Source organism: Flavobacterium algoritolerans (assembly GCF_030010385.1).
GTDB lineage: Bacteria > Bacteroidota > Bacteroidia > Flavobacteriales > Flavobacteriaceae > Flavobacterium > Flavobacterium algoritolerans.
The window spans coordinates 825017-849848 of sequence record NZ_JASCRZ010000001.1 but is presented as its reverse complement, the minus strand read 5'-3'; the positions used below and the strand labels follow the sequence as shown (position 1 = coordinate 849848).

Genomic DNA, 24832 nt, shown 5'->3' with positions numbered 1-24832 from the left:
TTAAAATTTATAAAATGTCATTACGAAAAGCGTATCTCCTTATTTTTATCTTATTGCTTGTTGATCAAGTTTCTAAAATTTATATTAAAACTAACTTTATTTTAGGAGAAGAAGTTGAAGTATTCAAATGGTTCAAAATTCTGTTCATTGAAAATGAGGGAATGGCTTGGGGTGTTCAAATCCCGGGAGCTTATGGAAAGTTGTTTTTAACTCTTTTTAGAATCGCCGCTGTTGGTGGAATTGGATATTGGTTGTGGGATTCAGTGAAAAAGAAGAGTTCAGATTATTTAATTGTTGCTATTTCTTTAATTCTTGTTGGAGCTTTCGGGAACATCATCGATTCTGTTTTTTACGGAGTTATTTTTGATGACAGTCAACAACAATTAGCTACTTTGTTTTCGGATCAACCTTACGGAACTTGGTTTCACGGAAAAGTAGTTGATATGCTTTATTTCCCTTTTTGGCACGGAACTTTACCAAGTTGGTTGCCAATTTGGGGCGGAAAAGAATTTACTTTCTTTAATGCTATCTTCAATGTTGCCGATATGGCAATTTCAACAGGAGTTGGAATCTTGATTTTTTTCAACAAAAAAGCATTTCATCACAATTAGATTCAAAATTATTCACAATATAAAAAAAGACCTATTCATAATTTGAACAGGTCTTTTTCTTTTATTGGATTTATTTGTTTTGCCCAGGAGCATAACGTTTAGCGCTTTTTCCGCCGTATATTTTTTTAGCTTGACCCGGAGGAAGTTTTTTAGCTTTATAGGTTGATCTGCTGGTTCCGGTGTGAATGCTACAGTTTGAAAATGAAACTGCAAATAGAATAACCATAACGCTTACGGCAAATCTTGAATTTTTAAATGTTCTCATAACTTGATTAGATTTTATCTGTTGCTAAAGTACGGATTAAAAATTAAAATGAGTGAACTTCATTCGGGGTCACACAATAATCCAGTTTTACATCACCTTCAAAAACATCGGTAATCAATTCTTCGGGGTCAAAAAAGGAAAGACCAATTTTGATTACATCCGGTTTACATTCTGATAAAAATTTATCGTAAAACCCTTTGCCGTAACCCACGCGATGTCCTTTTTTGTCGAAAGCCAAAAGTGGTACAAAAACCACATCAATTTTATGCGAAGGAACTTCAATGCCGTCCGTTGGTTCTGGGATATTGTATGCATTTTTCTTGATTCGGGTGTTGTCAGTCAATAGAAAATGAGTCATGTTTCGGGTTTCAAAATCAGCTTTGGAAACAATAATCTCTTTGTCTTTTCCGGATAATAAGTGAAGAATGAATTCGGTATTGACTTCTTTTTGTTCTGTAATAGGTAAGAAAATATGAAAATAGGTTTTCTCCCAAATAGGCAGTGTCAGTATTTTATTGGCTACAGCCAAACTCATTTCCTCAATTTCATTTTCGGAAAGTGCATTTCGTAAGGTTTTGGATTTGAGTCGCAATTCTTTTTTATTCTTCATCCTCTTCATTAGTGTTTGACATGTGGTAAATAGCATCGCCTTCGTAAACAATAGGGGAATGATTGGCGTTGATTACGTAACCATCATTTGGCGCTTTGACTTTTCGTTCAAACTTTCCGTATGGATCAGTTATGGTGGCTAGAATTGTTCCCTTTTTTATAAAATTACCAATTGTGTTATAATCGTGCAACAATCCGGAACATTTGGCTCTGATCCAGCCTGATTTTTCAATATAGATGGAAGGCGATTTTGGTTTGATTACAGTATGTTTTGGATCTAACATGCCAAGGTGAGACAATAGGCGTTTTGCGCCATTAACTCCTTCATCGGCAACGGAATTATTAATGTCAAGTGATTTTCCGCCTTCAAAAAGTAACATTTTGACATCCATTCTTTCGCTTGAACTTCTAAATGACCCGATTATATTTCTGGAATATAAGGTAAATGGAGCATTAAATACATCTGCTAGTATTTTTAATTCGGCATTGCTATGAGCTATTCTAATTTGTGGTGCGTTGAAACGGCTTGCGCCACCGGCGTGAAAGTCAACGGCATATTCCACAATTGGCATGATTTCGGCTAAAATATGGAACGCAAATCGACTGGCCAATGAACCGGTTTTACTTCCTGGAAAAACTCGGTTTAAATCCCTTCCGTCTGGAAATTCTCTTGATTTGTTGACAAATCCGTATACGTTGATTATTGGAATACAAATGATTGTACCTTTTTTTGGTCTGTTTATTTTTTTGTGAATGAGTTGTCTTACGATCTCGACGCCGTTAATTTCATCTCCATGAATTCCTGCTGAGAAAAGTACCACGGGACCATCAATTTTAGACCGTCTAACAATAACGGGGATGTTCAGTTTTGTTGTGGTGTGTAGTCTGGCAATTTCGACATTGATAGTTTTGCTCTCTCCAGGAATAATGCTTTCGCCGAAAATTACGATTGGTGTGGTATTGGTTTTTATCATAGATTCTTGAAAAGATAAAAATAACGATAATAACGAATTAGAAACTAAAATTCTGATAAAAATTTTGCCAGAAAGATTTCAAGAGTATTGATTTGTATTTCGTGATTTTAGAGATTAACTTTGTTACATGAATCCAACAACTTTAGCCTTACAAATCCAAACCTTGCCGGACGGTCCCGGCGTATATCAATATTACGATAAGGAAGGGAAGATTTTGTATGTGGGCAAAGCCAAAAACATAAAAAAAAGAGTTGCTTCGTATTTTAATAAAATTCACGACACGGCCAAAACCAATGTGCTCGTAAAGAAAATTGTCACTATAAAACACATTGTGGTTCCCACGGAGACCGATGCCCTTTTATTGGAAAACAACTTGATAAAAACCTTGCAACCGCGTTATAACGTTTTGTTGCGAGATGATAAAAGCTACCCGTGGTTGTGTATCAAGAAAGAACCTTTTTCGCGTATTTTTGCTACTCGAAGAATGGTCAAAGATGGGTCAGAATATTTTGGACCGTATACCAGTTTCAAAACCGTGAGCACTATTTTGGAGCTGATAAAAGAATTGTATCCGCTGCGAACTTGTAACTATGATTTGAGTAAAAGCAATATCGAAAGTGGGAAATTCAAGGTTTGTCTCGAATATCATATTGGGAATTGCATGGGGCCTTGTGAAGGTCACGAAACCTTAGAAAATTACCAAAAGCAAGTTGATGCGATTCGCGAAATTTTGAAAGGAAATTTCAAAGAAAGCATGAAGGATTTCAAGCGCGTCATGACCAATCTGGCCGCCGATATGCATTTTGAAGAAGCCCAAAAAATAAAAGAGAAAATAGAAGTTCTTGAAAACTACCAATCGCGTTCTACAATAGTAAATCCAAAAATCACCAATATTGATGTCTTTTCGATAGTTTCGGATGAAAGTGCGGCGTATGTGAATTTCCTGCAAATTTCTCACGGTTCGATTATTCGTTCGCACACGATGGAAATCAAAAAGAAACTCGACGAAACCGACGAAGAATTATTAGAATTGGCGATTGTCGAGTTGAGAGAACGTTTTCAATTGTTGTCACGAGAAGTGATTGTTCCGTTTCACGTTGATTTGGGTGAAAATATAAAAATTACCGTTCCTCAATTGGGAGACAAAAAGCAAATTTTGGATTTGTCCATTCGGAATGCTAAATTTTACCGAATCGAACAGTTGAAACAACTGCAAATTGTAGATCCGGATAGACATACGAAAAGGATTATGGCGCAAATGCAAAAAGATTTGCGATTGCCGGTGGAGCCAAGACACATAGAATGTTTTGATAACTCAAATATTCAAGGAACAAATCCTGTTGCGGCCTGCGTGGTTTTTAAAGATGGAAAACCAAGCAAAAAAGATTACCGCCATTTTAATATAAAAACGGTCGAAGGACCGGATGATTTTGCGTCAATGACCGAAGTCGTTTACCGAAGATACAAAAGATTGCTGGATGAAAACGAACCATTGCCCAATTTGATAATTATTGACGGTGGGAAAGGGCAATTGTCATCAGCGTTGAAAAGTATTGATGAATTGGGATTACGAGGAAAGATTGCTATAATTGGGATTGCCAAAAGACTGGAGGAGCTGTTTTATCCCGGAGATTCTATTCCGTTGTATTTAGACAAAAAATCAGAAACCTTGAAAGTAATCCAGCAATTGCGAAACGAAGCACACCGTTTTGGGATTACACATCACAGAGATAAAAGGAGTAAAGCAGCACTGAATTCTTCGATAGAAAGCATTCCTGGCATTGGAGAAAAAACGATGCTGACTTTAATTCAGCATTTTAAAAGTGTTAAAAGATTGAAATTAGCGTCAGAAAAAGAAATTTCGGACGTTATAGGTATGTCTAAAGCCAAAAAAATTACCGAATTTTACAAGGCTACAAATGAATGATTAATTTAGATTATTGATATTTGGGCAAATGATATTTGATCTTGCTAAATTCTATTACCACCAAATTGCTATTTATGAAGAAAATCATGCTGTTACTGATTGTTTTTGCTAGTTTGACTGTGTTTTCGCAAGAGCAAAAGAAACCAAAAATTGGTTTAGTTTTAAGTGGCGGCGGAGCAAAAGGATTTGCGCATATTGGCGTTTTGAAAGTATTGGAAGAAGCGGGTGTCAAGATCGATTACATTGGCGGAACAAGTATGGGAGCCGTTATCGGCGGTCTTTACGCATCAGGTTACAATGCCAGCCAAATTGATTCCATTTTTCAAGCCACAAATTTCAATGAATTACTAAACGATTTCATTCCTAGATCTTCTAAAAATTTTTACGAAAAAAGAAATGACGAATTATACGCGCTCGTTTTGCCGTTTAACAAACTCAAAATAGGTATTCCGGAGGCATTGTCAAAAGGGATGTATAATTATAATTTATTGAGTAGAATTACCAGAAACGTCAGGCACATAAGGGATTTTAATAAACTTCCAATTCCGTTTTTGTGCATTGGAACTAATATAGAAACTGGAGAGCAGGTTTTATTGAATAAAGGAAATCTGGCGCAGGCTATGATTGCGAGTTCTGCATTTCCATCTTTGTTTTCTCCTGTAGAAATTGACGGAAAACTGCTAGTAGATGGTGGTGTTATTAATAATTATCCAATTGAGGAGGTTCGTAAATTAGGAGCGGAAATTATCATAGGAGTTGATGTTCAGGATGATTTATTAGACAGAAACCAGCTTAAAGATGCAACGAGAATTTTGGTTCAAATTACAAATCTTCAATCCATTGAAAGAATGAAGAAAAATGTAAAACAAACCGATGTATATATAAAACCGGATATTAAAAATTATGGCGTAGTATCTTTTGATAAAGGAAAGGAAATCATCAGGAAAGGAGAAGAAGCTACGTTCTCTGTTTATGAAAAAATTAAATTACTGGTTGATGATTCCAATCCGTATAGGAAACCGAATCTAAAATTAGCATCAGATAGCTTGCAAATTGTAGATATCAATAGCAATGAATTAGATAATTATACCAAAGAATATGTGATTGGTAAATTAAGGTTTAAGCCAGGAGTAAAAACCTGTTACGATGATTTGCTGAAGGGAATAAATAATATAAACGCAACTCAAAACTTCAGTGCGATATCTTACTCATTAGATGAAAATAAAAATGGGGATGATTTAAATTTAACGTTAAAAGAAAATCCTTCAAAGACATATTTGAAATTTGGATTGCATTATGACAATTTATTCAAGAGTGCCGTTTTGATTAATCTAACCCATAAAAAAACGTTTTTTAAGAATGACAGAACTTCGCTGGATATCGTTTTGGGAGATAATATCAGGTATAATTTAGATTATTATATAGAGAATGGATTTAATTTGAGTTTTGGTTTCAAATCACAGTTCAATCAATTTAATAGAAATGTTGCCAAAGAAATTAGCAGTTTAGATTTAGGCGCTTTGGGTATAAATGCGATTAATGTAGATTTTCACGACTTGACAAATCAGGCTTACTTTCAATCGCTGTTTGTTCAGAAATTTTTAGTTGGAGGAGGAATTGAATTGAAATATCTGAAAATAAAGTCGGAGACATTGGCCAATACGGATCCGGTAATTGACAACAGTAATTACTTAAGTCTTTTTGGTTATATGAAATTTGACTCTTTTGATAATAAATATTTCCCCAAAAAAGGATGGTATTTTTCAGGAGATATACAATCGTATTTGGTTTCATCAAATTATACAGGAGATTTTCAGCCTTTTTCCATTGCAAAAGCTGATTTTGGAGTAGCTGCGACACTTTTTAAAAATGCTACCGTTAAATTGAATACAGATGCTGGTTTCTCCTTTGGGAATGAAAGCGTTTCTTTTTTCAATTTTATTTTAGGAGGTTACGGATACAATCCTATAAATAATTTCAAATATTTTTATGGGTATGATTATTTGAGCATTGCGGCGAACAGTTATATAAAATCAACAGGAACTATTGATTATGAATTTTATAAGAACAATCATTTCAATTTTTCGGCAAACTTTGCTAATGTTGGAGACAGGATTTTCGAAACGGTAGATTGGATTTCAATCCCAAAATATTCAGGTTATGCAGTAGGTTATGGTCTGGAAACGGTAATTGGACCTATAGAAGTAAAACATTCCTGGTCTCCGGAAAATGCAAAAGGATATACTTGGTTTAGTATCGGGTTTATGTTTTAATTGTAATTTAATTCAATAATAATTCCGATATTTGTTATCATGAAAACAACTTGGAGCGGTTTATTAGGATATCTGCAATTTCTCATCAAGAGGAATCCTGAATAAATTGCATTTTTTTGATTTAATTAAATAAGTTTAGTTCAATACAACTTTAAACTTTTAAACTTTAACTTTTAAGCAAAAAAATCATGCCTTTATACCATAAATTGGGGAATTTCCCCCAAAAAAGACACACACAATTTGAAAAACCAAATGGCGGTTTATACTACGAACAGCTTTTTGGAACAGAAGGTTTTCACGGCCATTCTTCATTATTATATCATGTTCACAGACCAACACAGGTAAAGGAAATTCTAAAATCCTATTCGGTTGAGCCGAAAATTGCCATTGGAAAAAACATAAAATCATTGTTATTAAAAGGATTTGAGTTAAAACCCGAAGATGATTTTCTGGACAGTCGCAAACCGATGTTAGTCAATAAAGATTGTACAATAGGATTGGCTGCGCCAAGGCAATCGTTGCGCAACTATTTCTATAAAAATGCCGATGCTGATGAAATGATTTTCATTCACAAAGGAAAAGGAAAATTGCGCACCATGATGGGAAATATCCCTTTCGAATATGGTGATTACTTGATTATTCCTCGCGGAATGATTTATCAAATTGATTTTGAAACAACCGAAAATAGACTTTTCTATGTCGAATCATTTGCGCCATTTTATACGCCAAAACGTTATAAGAATGAATCAGGTCAACATTTAGAGCATTCACCATTTTGCGAGCGCGACTTTATTTTGCCAACAGAATTAGAAACGCACGATGAAAAAGGAGATTTTCTAATCAAAATCAAAAAAGAAGGAATGATTCATGAATTCGTTTACGCCACGCATCCCTTTGATGTAGTAGGTTGGGACGGATATAATTTTCCTTACGGATTCAGCATTCACAATTTTGAGCCTATAACAGGCCGCGTGCACCAGCCGCCGCCGGTTCATCAAACATTTGAAACGTCAACATTTGTAGTTTGTTCGTTCTGTCCACGATTATATGATTACCACCCAAAAGCAATTCCGGCACCTTATAATCACAGTAATATTGATAGTGATGAGGTTTTGTATTACGTAGATGGCGATTTTATGAGCCGCAACAATATCGAGCAAGGACACATTACATTGCATCCAAAAGGGATTCCGCACGGACCCGCACCTGGAGCAATGGAGCGTAGCATTGGTCATACAGAAACTCACGAATTAGCCGTAATGGTCGATACTTTTCGCCCATTAATGGTAACCGAAGAAGCTATGGGATTAGACGATGGTCAGTATTACAAATCTTGGGTAGAGTAATAAGGAGCTATTTCCTGCTGTACGCTTTATCTTTTTCTGGTCTGGTTAAAAAAACGAGACCAGAAAAAGGATGCCGCTTCTATCAGGGCTAGGACTTTAGAGTAAATAACAATATTTTTTAAAATTAATAAATCCGCGTAAATCTAATGTAGTACCATCAACTGCGTTACAGAATTAGAGTTACCGAATCAAAAAATAAATACCATGTCAAAAGAAGTAAAATCAGTAGAATACGGACTAGAAAAAATATTTGAAGGAGCACAAGATTTCCTTCCGTTATTAGGAACCGATTATGTAGAATTCTACGTAGGAAACGCAAAACAATCGGCACATTATTATAAAACTGCTTTTGGTTACCAGTCATTGGCTTATGCCGGATTAGAAACAGGAGTAAAAGACAGAACATCTTATGTGCTAAAACAAGATAAGATTCGCATCGTATTAACTACGCCATTAACACAAGATTCTCCTATACACGATCATTTGAGAAAACATGGTGATGGAGTAAAAGTAGCGGCACTTTGGGTAGAAGATGCCACAAGTGCGTACGAAGAAACAATGAAACGTGGCGCCCGTTCTTTCATGGAACCTACAGTGGAGAAAGATGAATTTGGAGAAGTAATACGTTCAGGGATTTATACATACGGAGAAACAGTTCACATTTTTGTAGAGCGCAAAAACTATACTGGTGTTTTCTTGCCTGGTTATAAGGAGTGGAAATCTGATTACAATCCAGAACCAACAGGTTTAAAATACATAGACCACATGGTAGGAAATGTGGGTTGGAACGAAATGAATACTTGGGTTAAGTTCTATGAAGACGTCATGGGATTTGTAAATTTCCTTTCTTTTGATGACAAACAAATCAATACCGAATATTCGGCGTTGATGAGTAAAGTGATGTCTAATGGAAACGGAAGAATCAAATTTCCAATCAATGAACCTGCCGAAGGAAAGAAAAAATCACAAATAGAGGAATATTTGGACTTTTATGGCGGACCTGGAATTCAGCATATCGCTATTGCAACGGATGATATTATCAAAACCGTATCGCAATTGAAAGCAAGAGGAATCGAATTCTTATCTGCTCCTCCGCATACCTATTACGAAGCAATTCCGGAACGATTGGGAGACCACATGAAAATGATGAAAGAAGATTTGAACGAAATCGAAAAACTGGCCATTATGGTTGATGCCGATGAAGAAGGATATTTACTGCAAATATTTACAAAACCGGTACAAGACAGACCAACTTTGTTTTTTGAAATTATACAAAGAATGGGAGCCAAAGGATTTGGTGCAGGTAACTTTAAAGCGCTATTTGAATCAATCGAGAGAGAACAGCAATTACGAGGAACGTTATAAAAAAGCATTATTTTTACATATTGTGAAAAAATAACCGATGAACAACGTGTTTTTTTACAAATGTTGTGTTAAACTTTGTTTTTCACTAAAATAACTGAATTTGTTAGCTACCTTTGCACTCGCAAAAAGGGAAGGGGTGGTTTCCTTCCTGATTTCATATAAATTTCATAGTTTATAGTTTTTTGGTTAGTTAATAGCATAAAAACTCAGTCATTATTTGACTGAGTTTTTTTGTTTTAATATATTTGGAACAAAATTTGCTATTAGAGTCAATAAATTGACGAATAAAGTAATGATGAAAAAAATAATACTATTCTTTGTAGTGATATTGACCGTAAGTTTTGATTCTCCAAAAGAGGATGCTTATGATGTGGGGGAGTGGTTTAAATTTCGAATTCATTATGGAATAGTAAATGCCGGCTACGCCACATTGGAAGTAAAAGACGCTACAGTAAATAACAGAAAGACGTTTCATGTTGTGGGTAGAGGATATACTACCGGAATGTCTCGATTTTTCTTTAAAGTAGATGACTTATACGAAAGCTATATTGATAAGGATACCAGAAATCCATACCAGTTTGTCCGAAAAATTAATGAAGGCGGGTATACTAAAAACCAAGAAGGCTTTTTTAATCAGTCTACAAATAAAGTCCTTGTCAAAGATTACAAGCATAAAACAGAGAAAACACTTTACGTTCCTAAAAACACACAAGACATTTTGTCTACTTTCTATTATCTAAGGAATTATCCTGGAATTGATAAGTTGAAAATAGGAGAGTCAGTTGCGATTGATATGTTTTTTGATGATGAAACTACTAAATTCAAGCTAAAATTTATGGGCCGTGAAAATATTACCACTAAATTTGGGGTAGTGTCAACGATGGTTTTTAGACCTTTGGTACAATCGGGACGTGTTTTTAAAGAACAAGAAAGTCTTACGGTTTGGATTTCAGATGACGATAATAAATTACCAATCAGAATAAAAGCCAGCTTGGCAGTAGGTTCTATAAAAGCAGATATAGATGCATATAGAGGATTGAAGTATCCTTTTAAAACAAATAAATAATGAATAATATTGATAGTTCAGAAGCGATTTTAAAGGAAATTGAAATAAAATACCAAGCAATAAATCAAAAAACAGAGACGCAACTGGAAGGATTATTATGGTCAAAACCAATTACGTATTGGGATTATATACAAACAGATGCATTGTTAAGTCTTCAAGTTCAAAGAACAACGCTTCCTGATGAAATGGTTTTTATTATGTATCATCAGGTGAATGAATTGATATTTAAGATGATACTTTGGGAAATGCGCCAAATTTCCTATTGTGAAAATATTCAAACTGATTTTTTTACTGAAAGATTAATGAGAATCAGCCGATATTTTGATATGCTAACGACTTCTTTCAGTATTATGGGAGACGGAATGGAAGTAAATCAATATATGAAATTTAGAAACACGCTAACTCCTGCCAGTGGTTTTCAAAGCGCACAATACCGTTTAATAGAATTTTCCTCTACAGACCTAATAAATCTTATCGATCACCGTTATAGAGATTCAATAGACAGGAATACGCCTTATGAATTTGCCTTAGAGCATTTGTATTGGCAAGCAGCCGGAAAAGATTATCACACGGGTAAAAAATCTTTTCTACTGGAGGAATTCGAAAGAGAATATAAGAAAATGTTCCTGAATCATATGGAAGAATATAACACCATAAACATTTGGCAAAAATTCAAACAACTTCCAGATTTAGATCAAAAAAATCCAGAGTTAATTTTAGCGATGCGTCATTATGACCATACAGTGAATATTACTTGGGTAATGCAACATTTGAATACCGCAAAGAAATATATAGATCAGAGCGGTAAAGGTGATGGAGAAGCGACAGGAGGAAGTGACTGGAAAAAGTACATGCACCCAAAATACCAACGCAGGATATTTTTTCCGGAATTATGGTCGGCAGAAGAACTGGCGCATTGGGGAGAAGAAAAATAATTTGAATAAAAAAACATAGTTTGAAACAAGTATTATTAGCAATTATAGTATTATTTTCTTTGATTTCTTGTAATAAATCTGATGAGATTCTAGAAAAAGAAATTATTAAACCAGCAGTTAAAAAGATAGAGTTTGGGTTTGAATATTCTGATTTTAATGTCATTCAGGATACGATACAAAAGGGAGATACTTTTGGTACTTTACTGGAAGAACAAAATATTGGAGAGCGAGAAGTATATGATATTATCGCTAAAGGAAGAGATACTTTTGATGTGAGAACCATCAGGATAAATAGGCCTTTTACAATACTTCGGTCAAAAAATAAGAAGAATGATTTACAGGTTTTTATCTATCAGCCGGATGCATTAAACTATTATGTAGTTGATTTACGTGATACGGCTGTTGTTGTTTATAAAAAAACGAAACCCATTACGATTAAACGACGCACCATTGGCGGAGTTTTGAAAGAGTCATTGTCAGAAACCTTAGGTAATGCCAAGATTGAAGGAGCATTGGCGAGTAAAATCTCTAAAATTTACGCCTACTCCATCGATTTTATGAAACTCAAAAAAGGAGATCGTTTTGCGATAACTTTTACGGAACGATTCATAAATGATACTGTTTATGACGGTGTGGAAGAACTGGAAGCTTCCTTTTTTGAATACAAGGGAAAAATTATTTATGCATTTCCTTTTGCCCAAAATCCAGACTCAGATAAAATAGAGTATTACGATGAAGATGGGAAAACGTTGAAAAATTTCTTTCTTAAGTCTCCAATAAAATTCAGTAGAATATCCTCTCGATTTTCAACCAGTAGATTTCATCCTGTTCAGCATAGATGGAAAGCGCATAAAGGAACGGATTATGCAGCGCCACGCGGTACGCCAATTACTGCAACGGCTGGCGGAGTTGTAGAGCAAAGTGGTTTTACTGCCGGAAACGGGAATTTTGTAAAGGTGAAACACAACGGAACCTATTCGACACAATACTTGCACATGTCAAAAATATTAGTGAGACGAGGGCAACGTGTAAGTCAAGGACAGGTTATCGGTTTGGTGGGAAGCACAGGTTTGGCAACTGGCCCGCATGTATGTTATCGATTTTGGAAAAATGGTGTGCAGGTTGATGCATTGCGATTAAAATTGCCAACTGGCGAGCCTATGACTGGAAATAATAAAAGTCGTTTTATTAAACAAATAACTCCGTTAAAATTCCAATTAGATAGCGTTGCTAATTTATAATTCTGCAACTATAAATAAGTTGAAAAGACTTATTTGACAGTAAAATAGAAACACATAGGTGATTGTGGGATGGTCACTATTTAGTGTTTTTCCTGCTAAATTGTTATATAATCGTAAACTCATTTAGCATTTAAACTAATTTCAGTATTTTTGCCAAATTTAAATAATACTACAAACTACCTAATAAATGGCTTTAAATACAATAAACCCAACAGAAACAAGCGCTTGGAAGAAACTTGAAATGCATTACAACGAAATGCAAAAAGCTTCAATGCAAGAATTATTTCAATTGGATGCAACCAGAACTGAAAAATTCAATTTGAAATGGAATGATTTTTTAATTGACTATTCAAAAAATATTATCACTCAAGAAACGCTTCAGTTATTATTAGAATTAGCGGATGAGGTGGGACTTAAAAGTGCTATTGCTGATTATTTTGATGGTGCAATAATCAATCAAACCGAAAATAGAGCGGTGCTTCATACTGCATTGCGAGCCAAAGAATCAGCAGTTATTAATGTTGATGGAGATAATGTGGTTTCTGAAGTTTATGAAGTAAAAAGTAAAATAAAAGTATTTACTAATGAAGTTACTTCGGGTGAAAGAACTGGCTATACAGGAAAACCGTTCACGGATGTAGTTAATATAGGTATAGGAGGTTCAGATTTGGGCCCTGTTATGGCTGTTGAGGCTTTGCAATTTTATAAAAATCATCTTAACGTTCATTTTGTTTCAAATGTGGATGGTGATCATGTAAATGAGATTATAAAAAAATTAAACCCAGAAACGACTCTCTTTGTAATTGTTTCTAAAACATTTACCACACAAGAAACATTAACTAATTCTGAAACTATCAGAAAATGGTTTTTAGAATCAGCTACTCAAGAAGATGTGGCCAAGCATTTTGTTGCGGTTTCAACCAATATCGAAAAAGTAACAGAGTTTGGGATAAATCCAAGCAATGTATTTCCTATGTGGGATTGGGTTGGAGGAAGGTTCTCTTTGTGGAGTGCTGTTGGACTTACAATAAGCTTAGCTGTTGGATACGATAATTTTGATGAATTATTGCAAGGAGCCAATGAAATGGACGAACATTTTAAAACAGCTGATTTCGACAAAAATATGCCGGTAACATTGGCTTTATTGAGCGTTTGGTACAATAATTTTTTTGGTGCCGAAAGTGAAGCTGTAATTCCTTACACACAATATTTGCAGAAATTAGCTCCTTATTTACAGCAAGGGACTATGGAAAGCAATGGTAAAAGTGTGGGTCGTGATGGGAAGCCGGTAAACTATCAAACAGGAACTATCATTTGGGGTGAGCCTGGAACGAATGCGCAACATGCCTTTTTTCAGTTAATTCACCAAGGAACAAAATTAATTCCTGCAGATTTTATTGGGTTTATAACTCCTTTATATGGTGATTATGATCATCACGATAAACTAATGTCTAACTTTTTTGCACAAACGGAAGCGTTGATGCATGGAAAATCTGGAGAACAAGTTCAAGCTGAATTTGATAAACAAGGTATTTCAGAGGAGAAAGCTAAATTTCTTTTACCGTTTAAAGTTTTCGCCGGTAATAAGCCTACCAATACTATTTTAATCCAGAAATTATCACCAAAAACGTTGGGTTCTTTGATTGCTTTGTATGAACACAAGATTTTTGTGCAAGGAATTATCTGGAATATTTTTAGTTTTGATCAATGGGGAGTGGAATTAGGAAAACAATTAGCTAATTCAATTTTGGATGAAATTAATACAAAAACAGTCAAAAATCATGACAGTTCTACAGCTTTTTTATTGAATCATTTTCTGATGAATAAATAGAGTGATTTATGTTGTTTGTCTCTACAATTTCATAAGATATTTTATAATTTAAATTTTTTTTACTTTTTAAAAGAAGTCAAAAACCCTGATTTTATCTAAATCAGGGTTTTTTGTTTATAAGGCACTCTGTTTTAGTGATTTTTAAAAAAATAGCCTCGTATTTTGCTTAAATTTATTTTTACTTTTTTAGTTAAAATATTAACAAAAAACCAGTATAATAAATAATAATTATATTTTTTAATAAAAAAATACCCAAAATAAATTTAAGATAAAAATCCTAATCGAAAAGATGTTTTTCTTAACGTTGTGTTAACTTTTTAAACCAAAAATGTTATATTTTTGCCAAATATTAATAAACTAAACAATATGAAAAAATTATTAAAATTATTTTTAATTCTAGTTGTACTAATGTTTGCTAACTCTGGAGCTTATGCTCAGGGTAACACTACCTCTTCTATTAGTGGTAATGTTTATGATAAGGACTCTCAAACCTTACCAGGAGCATCAATTCTTGCAACCCACACTCCATCAGGTACTCGATACACTGCATCTACAGATGGTACAGGTAACTTCAGAATATCAAACATGAGAGTTGGAGGTCCGTACAAAATTGTAATTACTTTTGTTGGATTTAAAACTTTTGAGGATAGTGATGTTTATCTTCAATTAGGTGATACTAAAGATTTTAAAGTTGTATTGCAAGAAGAATCAAATGAATTACAAGAGGTTGTAGTTAGAACTTCAAGAGATAATACTTTTAATTCACAAAGAACAGGAGCTCAAACAGTAATTAATTCAGATAAGATTAAAGCATTGCCTTCTTTATCTAGAAATATTTCAGATTTTGCAAGACTAACACCACAGGCTCAATTAAGAGGTGATGATGTTTTATCTATTGGAGGTCAAAATAATAGATTCAATGCTATTTACATTGATGGGGCTGTAAGTAATGACGTTTTTGGATTAGCTGCAAATGGAACTAATGGAGGTCAAACAGGAGTAAGTCCTATCTCTATTGATGCAATTGAGCAATTTCAAGTAAGTGTTGCTCCTTATGATGTAAAACTATCTGGTTTTGCTGGTGGAGCAATTAGTGCCATCACTCGTTCTGGAACGAATAATTTTGAAGGATCTGCTTACTTTTTTAACAGAGACGAAAATTTAGCAGCAAAAACACCTCCGTCTTTAGCAGGAGTTAACGGAAGACAAAAATTAGCTGATTTCTCAGCTCAGACTTATGGAGTTCGTGCTGGTGGATCAATAATAAAAGATAAACTGTTTTATTTTATCAATTATGAAAAACAAGACAATGAAACTCCACAGCCTTTTGATCCTTCCACTTATACAGGATTATCATTAAATAGACTTGGAGAATTAAGAACTAAACTAGCTTCTTATGGCTATGATCCGGGTTCTTTTGAGAATAATGTAAGAACACTTGTAAGTGATAAAATCATTGGTAAATTAGACTGGAATATTAATGACAATCACAAATTGTCTTTAAAACACAGTTATGTAAAGGCGGAGAATTTTTCACCAAGTAGATCTTCTGCAACTTCAATAAGTTTTATAAATGGTAGTCAGTTGTTTAATTCTACAACTAATTCTACAGCTTTAGAATTAAATTCAAGATTTGGGAATAAATTTTCAAATAATTTAGTTGTTGCTTACACCAATGTAATCGACGATAGAGATGCAGCTGGAGATCCATTTCCTTCTGTACAGATTTTTGATGGTGCTAATCAAAGTATTTTCTTTGGAGCTGAAGGTTTTTCAACAGCAAATTTCTTAAGTCAAAAAACATTGACTATTTCAGATAATTTTGAAATTAATGCTGGAATGAGTAAAATAACTATTGGTACTCATAATGAATTTTCATCTTCTCGAAATGTTTTCTTCGGTAATAATTTTGGATCATACAGATATGCGAATTTAAATGATTTTTTAAATGATGCAAAACCGAATAGATTTCAATTAAACTATTCTTTAATTGGTGGTGAAGGTGATGATTCTCAAGGAGCAGCTGAATTTGGAACAAAACAATTCGGATTCTACATTCAAAATGATATGAAACTTAACAGTAGTCTTAGAGTTTCTTATGGTGTTAGGGTAGATATTCCGGTATGGGAAGACGGAGTAGGAAATGTTGATTTTAATAACAGAACAATACCTTTGTTACAGGCTGCTGGTAAAAATTTACAAGGAGCGACTGTTGGACAAGGTATCAGAAATTCTGCTCACTTTGCACCTCGTTTTGGATTTAATTATGATCTCAATGGGAAAAAATCTACTCAGTTTAGAGGTGGATTTGGAATATTTACTTCTAGATTACCTCTAGTGTGGCCAGGTGGTACTTACAATAACAATGGTGTTTCTCAGGGAGCTATTTCTATAACAAGTCCTACAGGAATGCCTACATTCAATCCAAATCCAAGTGTTGCTAGTCAAATTGCACCGCTTCCGGCATCATTCCCACGTCCAGGTTCAGGACGTACTGGAGGTAATGTTGATTTATTTGCAAAAGATTTCAAATTACCACAGGTATTCAAAGCGAGTTTTGCTGTTGATCAAAAACTACCATTAGGTTTCGTTTTGACATCTGAAATTACTTATAATGATAATATTAGTGCAATCACTTATGAGAATTTAAATATTAGAGCTGCTTCAAGCACTTTAACGGGAGCTGATACAAGACCTCGTTATAATGGAAACAGCAGAGTAGATCCTTCTTATTTAGGAGTGTATCTTGCTTCAAATACAGACGAAGGGAAAGCATATAATATAGCTTTTACATTGACTAAAAATTTCAGATCTGATTTCATTGATGCTAACATTTCTGGAACTTATTCTTACGGTAAATCTACTGTTCTACTTGATGCAACTTCTTCTCAAAACAGTTCACAATGGAATAATACTGAAACAGTTAATGGTGCAAACTATTTAGCGCTCTCAAGATCTGATTTCGATCCTGGAAGAAGAGTTATTTCTAACGGTAATGCAACATTCAAATGGAGTAAATTCACTAAATCTAGATTAGGTGTATTCTACGAAGGTGCTCAAGGAACTCCAATCAGTTATGTTTATAATGATTCTGGTCGTTTATTGCAGGATACTTTCTCTAATTCAGCATTGATTTATATTCCAGCTGCTCAAAGTGAAATTAGACTTGTTTCTACTACTGCAAATCCATTATCACCACAATTGCAATGGGATGCTTTAAGTGCTTTTATAGATGGTAATGAGTATTTAAGAGGTAGAAAAGGTGGTTATGCTGAGCGTAATGGTGACCGTTTAAAAACAAGTCATGTTGTAGATTTAAAATTCGCTCAAGAATTTACTTTTAACATAGGTAAAAAGAAACATACACTAGAGTTTACTGCTGATATTTTTAACTTTACAAACCTTTTAAATAAAAATTGGGGTAAAAGATATTTTACAAGCAATGACCAAGTACAGTTGTTAACACAAGTTGGTTTCTTAACAGGTACTACCACCCCTACATTTAGTTACAATCCTACTGTAGGAAATAGTATTAACCAAGTTGATGATGTTGGTCTTAACTCTTCAAGATGGCAAATGCAAACTGGTGTTCGTTATACGTTCAACTAGTTTAGTTTAAAATATTGGAACCCTCATTTCATTGAAATGAGGGTTTTTTTTATGCCTTTTTTTCTTATATTTGTTAAAACAAAAACATTATTTATGTACGATTTTATTCAAAAATTCCATTCAGGTTGGGCTTATTTAGCACTTTTAGTATTATTGATCGCAGTTGTTAATTCCTTTATTGGAATGTCTTCTAAAAAAGATTTTACTTCAAAAGACAGGAAAATTGCATTGTTTGCATTAATAGCAATACATACTCAATTATTAGTTGGGTTGATTTTATATTTCGTGTCTCCAAATGGATTAAATATGATAAAAGCAGTTGGAATGGGTGGATTGACAACTGAAAGCAGGTTATTGGCTTTAGAGCATCCTTTAATAAATATTATTGCGATTGTTCTAATTACAATTGGTTGGTCTAAGCACAAAAAATTAATAGCTAGTGAATCAAAATTCAAAACTTTCTCCATTTTTTATGGTTTAGGATTAGTACTTATTTTAAGTAGAATTCCATGGAAAATTTGGTTTTAAAAACCAATTAAAGCTCTAGAAATAGGGCTTTTTTTATCTAGGTATGGTTTTTGTAAAATAGATTTAACTAATACGATATATATGAAAAAAGCAATAACATTATTTTTTTTACTTGCAATTATTAGCTTAGTCAGCAGCCAAAGTTCAATCTCAGAAAAACAAAAAGCAGCAACACAAAAAGATACGCTCAAGAAGGGTAAAGCAATTATTGAATTGCAAGAAAATAAAATAGATTCTTTAATAACTTCATTAGGAAAATTTAAAATCTATAAAAAAGAAGCACATGCGTCATATTATGCTGACAAGTTTAATGGAAAACGCACAACAAGCGGTAGGAAATTTGATAATAACAAATACACTGCAGCACACAAAAAACTTCCTTTTGGCACTAAGGTAAAAGTGACTAATGAAAAAAATGGAAAATCTGTAATTGTGGAAATTACTGATAGAGGACCATTTGTAAAATCTAGAGAAATTGATCTTTCAAAACGAGCATTTATGGATATAGCTTCCAATAAAAGTAGTGGAGGAATGCAAGTTACAATAGCAGTATTAAGTAATTAAATTACCATTTTTTGTATGGATTAGAACTTAAATAAGCATTGTAATAGCGATTGATATTAGTTACTTCTTCACCCAGCCAACTTGGTTTTTCAAAAGTTTCTATTTCAGAATCAAGTTCAATTTCAGCGACAATCAAGCCTTCATTTTCGCCATAAAATTCATCAACCTCAAAAATATGTTCGCCTCGCTTTATCTCAAAACGGGTTTTATCAATAACACCTTTCTCGCATAACAATAGTAATTCCTTTGCTTCAGCAACAGGAATTTCTTTTTCCCACTCAAAACGGGACATGCCGGAATCATTCGAAATCCCTTTTATGGTCAAATACCCCTTGTCGCCTTTTATGCGTACACGCACCGTGCGTTCTGGTGCAGAACTCAAATACCCTTGCGCAATATGATTTTGTGCGAAAGCTTCAGCTTTGAATGAATCGTTTAAAACCAAAAATTTTCTTTCTATTTCAATCATTTTTTATAAATATTTTGGAGCTTTATCCAGCTATTCGTTTCAATTTCTCAATCATAAAACTTTTTTTCTATTTTTAAAAAAGGAGCTTCTTGGGTCGCTCTTTTTTAAAAAGAAAAAATAGTTTTTTTCAATCGAAGATTTCCACTTCTATCTGGGCTAATCCAGAAACTCAAAGGTATCAAATATTTCTATTTTTCGGGCTTTAATATCTTCCGTTAAGATTGTATAATCAAAAACAATAGTCTTAATTATACCATGAATTAGTTTTCGAGCAAATATATTTTAGTGCCTTAATTGTGTATAAAGGATAGTTTGCATCTAGTTTAACAGTTATTTTATGAATAAGTTAATGGAAGTTATTGCGTCGATTTGTATTTTTACAAAAACCGAATGAATTTTAATATGCCAATTTTCAAAGTAAAATCTAAGCCAACACCTGCAACACTACTGATTAAGTTTTTCGGAGAAAGCCAATCCTGGCGTGAAACAGAGGATAACTTAGAACCTTTAATCGAATTAATCAGGCTGATTAGACCTTTGAAAATTAAAAATCTGGAAACGGTTGATTTACAGGAAATCATTTCCTTTTTCAATGAAAATGATTCTTGCAGAGAACAATTTTCAATCTATCTGAAAGAAATAGTAAAAGACAAAAAATTCAATAAAATACTTTCTGATGCAGCTATTCTGCAGGATGTGGACTTTATTTTTGAAGTCAAAAAAAGAATATTCGCTAAATTTTTACCCTACCAGCCCCAAAAAGATACTTTAGAATACATACTGAATCAGGTTTTCCATTTAGCCAATGATACCATTTGGATTAACAAAATTCCATCAAGTCAATTGGAAGAATTATATGGACTTTTAAAATTTAAATCAATTTATGAAAGTGTTGAACCTAATTCTGTTTTGTCGGAAGTATTAGTTGCAATGGATTTAATCACGCAACGCATTAGTGGTCGAGCCTTGGAAACGGATGTTATCAAAATGGTGCCGGAATTTGATGATTATGAAAGTCCTTTTACAGCTTTTGAAAAGGAATTATTCCTAATTGAAGACAGAATCAGAAATTCCGAAAATCATTTTATTAAGTCTGATGATTTGTCCTATGCTCAGGTATTGGTTTTGCATAAGCAATGTGAAGACTTTGTGGCGAAAGCATTTCATAACAGTTCAAAATATGGCATTTCGCTTCGTGTAAATCAGAATTTATTAAAAATTAGACAGCAATTAGTTCGGCTTAGGTTTTTAATTTCGTTATTGATTATAGAAAAAGGGAATGATAAAAAAAACAATGGAATTGCATTGGCTCTCCACTTAATTAAGTACAATTGCTATAAGAATAATGTCAGGAAGTTTATTGGCGAAAGCACCCAACTCATTTCCTATGAAATAACGCAACATACAGCTAAAACCGGTGAACATTATATTACTGAAAGCCGTAAGGAGTATTTCAAAATGTTTAGAACTGCTTTAGGAGGAGGATTTATAGTAGGGATTTTATGCATTATTAAAGTTTTGCTTTCTAAAGCTGACACCAGTTTTTTTGGGCATGCTTTTCTTTATAGCATGAATTATGCTTTTGGATTTATTGCCATTTATCTTTTAGGTTTTACGCTAGCGACAAAACAACCGGCGATGACAGCTTCAGCTTTAATAAAAGCACTGGAGGAAGGTGTTATAAAAAAAGGGAAAGATGCTGAAAAGTACAAAGCTTTTGCTATTCTTTTTGCACGTGTATTTCGTTCTCAGTTTATCGCTTTTGTGGGCAATGTAATCATGGCTTTTCCGGTTTCGCTACTTGGAATCTGGGGTATTGATTATGCGTTTCAGTATAATATTGCTGCAACTAAATGGGAAGGGTTACTTATTGATTTGAGTCCTATTCACTCGTTAGCCATATTTCATGCGGCTATTGCCGGAGTGTTTTTATTTTTATCAGGAATCATCTCCGGAAGTATTGCAAACAGGGACAAACACAATCAAGTGTATTTCCGAATTACTGAACACCCTTTGCTGAAAAGGAGTTTGGGAAAAGACAGAACGGTTAAATTAGCTAAATTATATAGAAAAAGATGGGCTGGGATTATTTCAAATTTCTGGTTTGGAATATTTATGGGCAGTACAGCCTCTATAGGTTTGTTTTTAGGATTGAATCTTGATATTCGACACATCACTTTTGGAAGCGGAAATCTCGCTCTGGCTTTATACGGTGCGAATTATGCGGTAAGTGACTCCATGTTATTCTGGGGTGTTTTTGGGATTGGTATTATAGGATTGGTTAACTTTATAGTAAGTTTTAGTCTTTCACTAGGACTTGCATTTCGTTCTAGAGCCATCTCATTATTCGAATTGCGATTTGTCACAGTTTCCATTTGGAATCATTTCAAGTCGAGGCCCATTAGTTTCTTTTTTCCAACAGAAAAGAAAAATAAATCGGAAGTTGTAGAAAACTATTTACATGTGGAAGATCAAAAATAATTTTTAGCGTTACTAAATCATTCGAAAAAACAGTGCATATTCAACCAGTTTAGATGCAGGAATTAATTCCAAATAGAAAAATCATACACGTTGACATGGACGCTTTCTATGCTTCAGTAGAGCAAATGGATAATCCATTATTGCGAGGGAAGCCTATTGCTGTAGGTGGCTCAGAAAACCGAGGTGTTGTTGCTGCGGCAAGTTATGAAGCCAGAAAATTTGGAGTTCGAAGCGCTATTAGTGGTGTTATGGCCAAAAAAAATTGTCCGGAACTTATTTTTGTACGACCACGTTTTGACAGATACAAGGAAATTTCGAGTAAAATTCAAAAGATTTTTTATGAATATACGGACTTAGTTGAGCCATTGTCGCTTGACGAAGCGTATTTAGACGTAACCAATAATAAAAAAGGGAATCCTAGTGCTACGTTATTGGCACAGGAAATAAGACAGCGTATTTTTGACGAAGTGGGCTTGACGGCCTCAGCAGGAATATCAGTGAATAAGTTTGTGGCTAAAATTGCCAGTGATTACAACAAACCAAATGGTCAAAAAACGGTCAATCCGGATGAAGTTATTAGGTTCTTAGAAGAATTGCCTATTCGGAAATTTCACGGTGTTGGAAAAGTAACCACTGAAAAAATGTACCAACTGGGGATTTTTACGGGAGTGGAATTGAAAAGCAAAACATTAGAATTCCTGGAGAAGCATTTCGGGAAATCTGGAAATTTTTATTACAATGTTGTAAGAGGAATTCATAACAGCGAAGTGAAATCTAACCGAATTACAAAATCAGTTGCCGCTGAACATACTTTTGACGTTAATCTGTCTTCAGAAATTTTCATGATTGAGAAATTAGAGGTTATTGCCGCGGCATTGGAAAAAAGATTAAAAAGATACAATTTAGCCGGTAAAACAATTACTTTAAAAATAAAATACAGTGATTTTACACAACAAACTCGGAGTAAAACGTTGCCTTATTTTATTTCAGATAAAGGATTAATTTTAGAAATTGTGAAGGAGTTGTTGTATCAAGAACGGATGAAAGATTCTGTTCGATTACTCGGAATTTCACTCAGTAATTTAAACACTGAAGAGAAAAAGTTTGTTGTCGTGCAGCTAAAATTTGATTTTTAGGAACTAATTAGCTCGTTCAACAATGGTTAAAGTCTGGAATATGTTGCTTTCTTTTTGTAAATAAAATTATATTTGAATCTTTAACAAGAAATGACATGAATAATTTTAAAGAATATGAAGAGGCTATTGCTAGATATCACAGTGGTTTAAGTGTGAGAACTGTCCCTGTCTCTTCTTGGAATTTCCATAATGATTTTTTAGGTTTAATAAAAAATATTTTTGTGGATTTAAAAAAACTGAACTCTTTGGCTTCTCAAAGTAAATGGATTAATGATAATTGGGATTTGAAAACAAGATTGAGAGAAGAGGTAGTAATTTTGACAGATACTAAACTAAATATTGTTTTTGCCTCTCATAATATGATAAAAATGAATGGTTACGCAGAAGCAGAAGTGTTGGGTAAAAATCCTAAGATTTTTCAAGGTTCAGCAACTGATTTGACAGTTTCGAATGAAATCAGGACAGCTATATCGCTTCAACAACCTTTTGAAAAAACGGTGATGAATTATAAAAAAAATGGGGATGTCTATGCCTGTTTGATAAAAGGATTTCCAGTCTTCAATATTAAAGGGCAGTTAAGCCACTACATAGCTTTTGAGAAAGCAGCATAAAAGAGAAAACCTTTCCTATTTGGAAAGGTTTTCTCTTTTAATAAATTCTCATGATGGTTTTAATTTTTACTGTTCAGTTTTGACAGTAATCTTAAAAATTCTATATACAACCAAACAAGTGTAATCATTAATCCCATTGCGCCATACCATTCCATGTATTTTGGCATTTTCTGTGCTGTTCCTTTTTCTATTCGGTCAAAATCTAAAAATAAATTTAAAGCGGCAACTACAATAACAAAAATACTGATTCCAATACTCATCATTGAGTTTCCATAATGCACAGGAACAAAACTGGTAAACATAGAGAACACCCAAGATATAAGGTAGTAGGTGGCAATAGCCAATGTAGCAGCTATAACAACCGATTTGAATTGCTCTGTTACTTTTACAATTTTGTATTTATACAATCCTAGGCAAACCATAAAAGTTACAAAAGTGGCGCCTACTGCTTGAATTACGATTCCAGGATACATAGCTTCAAATATTGCTGAAATTCCACCAATAAATAATCCTTCGAACAAAGCATATCCTGGAGCTAAATATGGAGAGTACTGTGGTTTGAAAGTAGAAATAAGCACTAAAACTAATCCAACAATAGCACCGCCAATTGCTGGAACCATTGGATTCATTCCGTTAAAAGTTAACCACCAGATTACAGTTGCAGAAGCGGTAAGCAGTAAAAATAAGATTAAACTTTTATTGATGGTGCCTGATAAAGTCATCTCATCGTTATAGTCAATGATAGTAGCTTGATGTACTTCGCCATTTTTTGAAACTGCAGTTGAAAAAGTTTTGTTGTTTAAAAATGGATTTTTAGAATTGAAACTCATAATTTGTAGGGTTATTTGTTGTTCAAATATAAATTTTATTTTGCAGATGATTGTTTAAATAGTCTTAAAATTTTTTAAGAGTAAAATCCTATTACATTGATTGATGCATAAAAAAAATCCGCCTTATTTCGTTTTAAAACGAGATAAGACGGATAAGAATT

Annotated in this window: 20 protein-coding genes; 15 read left to right on the top strand and 5 right to left on the bottom strand. The window is 33.8% G+C overall.

Annotated features, from left to right (window positions below):
* The first annotated feature begins 14 nt into the window (after nucleotides 1-14).
* Nucleotides 15-611 (top strand): lipoprotein signal peptidase, encoded by a 597-nt coding sequence (locus QLS65_RS03655; RefSeq protein ID WP_099714109.1) that lies wholly within the window; start codon nucleotides 15-17, stop codon nucleotides 609-611.
* A 70-nt stretch (nucleotides 612-681) separates the two neighbouring features.
* Here the strand turns inward: QLS65_RS03655 and QLS65_RS03650 are convergent, their stop codons facing one another.
* Genes QLS65_RS03650 through QLS65_RS03640 form a run of 3 tightly spaced genes read right to left on the bottom strand, consistent with a single transcriptional unit; the run spans nucleotide 682 to nucleotide 2459 of the window.
* Nucleotides 682-876 (bottom strand): hypothetical protein, encoded by a 195-nt coding sequence (locus tag QLS65_RS03650; RefSeq protein WP_099714110.1) that lies wholly within the window; start codon nucleotides 874-876, stop codon nucleotides 682-684.
* Between the two features lie 43 nt (nucleotides 877-919).
* Entirely contained in the window at nucleotides 920-1486 is a 567-nt protein-coding gene (locus QLS65_RS03645) for a 5-formyltetrahydrofolate cyclo-ligase (protein WP_282715263.1), read from the bottom strand.
* A complete protein-coding gene (locus QLS65_RS03640; protein WP_282715261.1) occupies nucleotides 1476-2459 on the bottom strand; it encodes a succinylglutamate desuccinylase/aspartoacylase family protein in 984 nt (327 codons plus the stop codon). Before QLS65_RS03640 ends, QLS65_RS03645 begins: the two co-directional genes overlap by 11 nt.
* A 127-nt stretch (nucleotides 2460-2586) precedes the next feature.
* On the opposite strand from QLS65_RS03640, the gene uvrC reads away from it, so the two are divergent.
* From uvrC to QLS65_RS03585, 11 genes are all read left to right on the top strand, one after another.
* Nucleotides 2587-4386 carry an excinuclease ABC subunit UvrC gene (gene uvrC / locus QLS65_RS03635; RefSeq protein ID WP_099714113.1) on the top strand — a complete coding sequence of 600 codons (1800 nt, stop codon included), beginning with the start codon at nucleotides 2587-2589 and terminating at the stop codon, nucleotides 4384-4386.
* Nucleotides 4387-4460: 74 nt separating this feature from the next.
* Entirely contained in the window at nucleotides 4461-6659 is a 2199-nt protein-coding gene (locus tag QLS65_RS03630; RefSeq protein ID WP_282715258.1) for a patatin-like phospholipase family protein, read from the top strand.
* 188 nt (nucleotides 6660-6847) lie between these two features.
* Nucleotides 6848-8005, top strand: coding sequence for a homogentisate 1,2-dioxygenase (locus tag QLS65_RS03625; protein ID WP_282711061.1), 1158 nt, complete (start codon nucleotides 6848-6850; stop codon nucleotides 8003-8005).
* A gap of 204 nt (nucleotides 8006-8209) precedes the next feature.
* Complete coding sequence (gene hppD, locus QLS65_RS03620) at nucleotides 8210-9370, top strand: 4-hydroxyphenylpyruvate dioxygenase (RefSeq protein ID WP_099714116.1); 1161 nt, start codon at nucleotides 8210-8212, stop codon at nucleotides 9368-9370.
* 295 nt (nucleotides 9371-9665) lie between these two features.
* Nucleotides 9666-10436 (top strand): DUF3108 domain-containing protein, encoded by a 771-nt coding sequence (locus QLS65_RS03615; RefSeq protein WP_099716243.1) that lies wholly within the window; start codon nucleotides 9666-9668, stop codon nucleotides 10434-10436.
* Nucleotides 10436-11371, top strand: coding sequence for a tryptophan 2,3-dioxygenase family protein (locus QLS65_RS03610; protein WP_282711060.1), 936 nt, complete (start codon nucleotides 10436-10438; stop codon nucleotides 11369-11371). The genes QLS65_RS03615 and QLS65_RS03610 overlap by 1 nt, the downstream gene beginning before the upstream one ends.
* Before the next feature lie 20 nt (nucleotides 11372-11391).
* Nucleotides 11392-12612 (top strand): M23 family metallopeptidase, encoded by a 1221-nt coding sequence (locus QLS65_RS03605; protein ID WP_282715256.1) that lies wholly within the window; start codon nucleotides 11392-11394, stop codon nucleotides 12610-12612.
* 187 nt (nucleotides 12613-12799) lie between these two features.
* Entirely contained in the window at nucleotides 12800-14443 is a 1644-nt protein-coding gene (pgi, locus tag QLS65_RS03600) for a glucose-6-phosphate isomerase (RefSeq protein ID WP_282711058.1), read from the top strand.
* Nucleotides 14444-14809: 366 nt separating this feature from the next.
* A complete protein-coding gene (locus QLS65_RS03595) occupies nucleotides 14810-18052 on the top strand; it encodes a TonB-dependent receptor (protein ID WP_282715254.1) in 3243 nt (1080 codons plus the stop codon).
* Between the two features lie 93 nt (nucleotides 18053-18145).
* Nucleotides 18146-18580 carry a hypothetical protein gene (locus QLS65_RS03590; protein WP_282711055.1) on the top strand — a complete coding sequence of 145 codons (435 nt, stop codon included), beginning with the start codon at nucleotides 18146-18148 and terminating at the stop codon, nucleotides 18578-18580.
* 81 nt (nucleotides 18581-18661) lie between these two features.
* Nucleotides 18662-19144: a septal ring lytic transglycosylase RlpA family protein gene (locus QLS65_RS03585; protein ID WP_282711054.1), complete on the top strand. Its 483-nt coding sequence runs from the start codon at nucleotides 18662-18664 to the stop codon at nucleotides 19142-19144.
* Between the two features lies 1 nt (nucleotide 19145).
* Here the strand turns inward: QLS65_RS03585 and QLS65_RS03580 are convergent, their stop codons facing one another.
* Entirely contained in the window at nucleotides 19146-19613 is a 468-nt protein-coding gene (locus QLS65_RS03580; RefSeq protein ID WP_282715251.1) for a CYTH domain-containing protein, read from the bottom strand.
* Nucleotides 19614-20003: 390 nt separating this feature from the next.
* On the opposite strand from QLS65_RS03580, the gene QLS65_RS03575 reads away from it, so the two are divergent.
* From QLS65_RS03575 to QLS65_RS03565, 3 genes are all read left to right on the top strand, one after another.
* Entirely contained in the window at nucleotides 20004-22094 is a 2091-nt protein-coding gene (locus tag QLS65_RS03575; RefSeq protein WP_282715249.1) for a recombinase, read from the top strand.
* A gap of 53 nt (nucleotides 22095-22147) precedes the next feature.
* Nucleotides 22148-23230, top strand: a complete 1083-nt coding sequence (dinB, locus tag QLS65_RS03570; RefSeq protein WP_282715247.1) for a DNA polymerase IV — start codon at nucleotides 22148-22150, stop codon at nucleotides 23228-23230.
* Between the two features lie 95 nt (nucleotides 23231-23325).
* Nucleotides 23326-23841, top strand: coding sequence for a PAS domain-containing protein (locus QLS65_RS03565; RefSeq protein ID WP_282711050.1), 516 nt, complete (start codon nucleotides 23326-23328; stop codon nucleotides 23839-23841).
* 59 nt (nucleotides 23842-23900) lie between these two features.
* Here QLS65_RS03565 and QLS65_RS03560 read toward each other — a convergent pair whose 3' ends face one another.
* Nucleotides 23901-24671, bottom strand: coding sequence for a Bax inhibitor-1/YccA family protein (locus QLS65_RS03560; RefSeq protein WP_282715245.1), 771 nt, complete (start codon nucleotides 24669-24671; stop codon nucleotides 23901-23903).
* Between the last annotated feature and the right edge of the window lie 161 nt (nucleotides 24672-24832).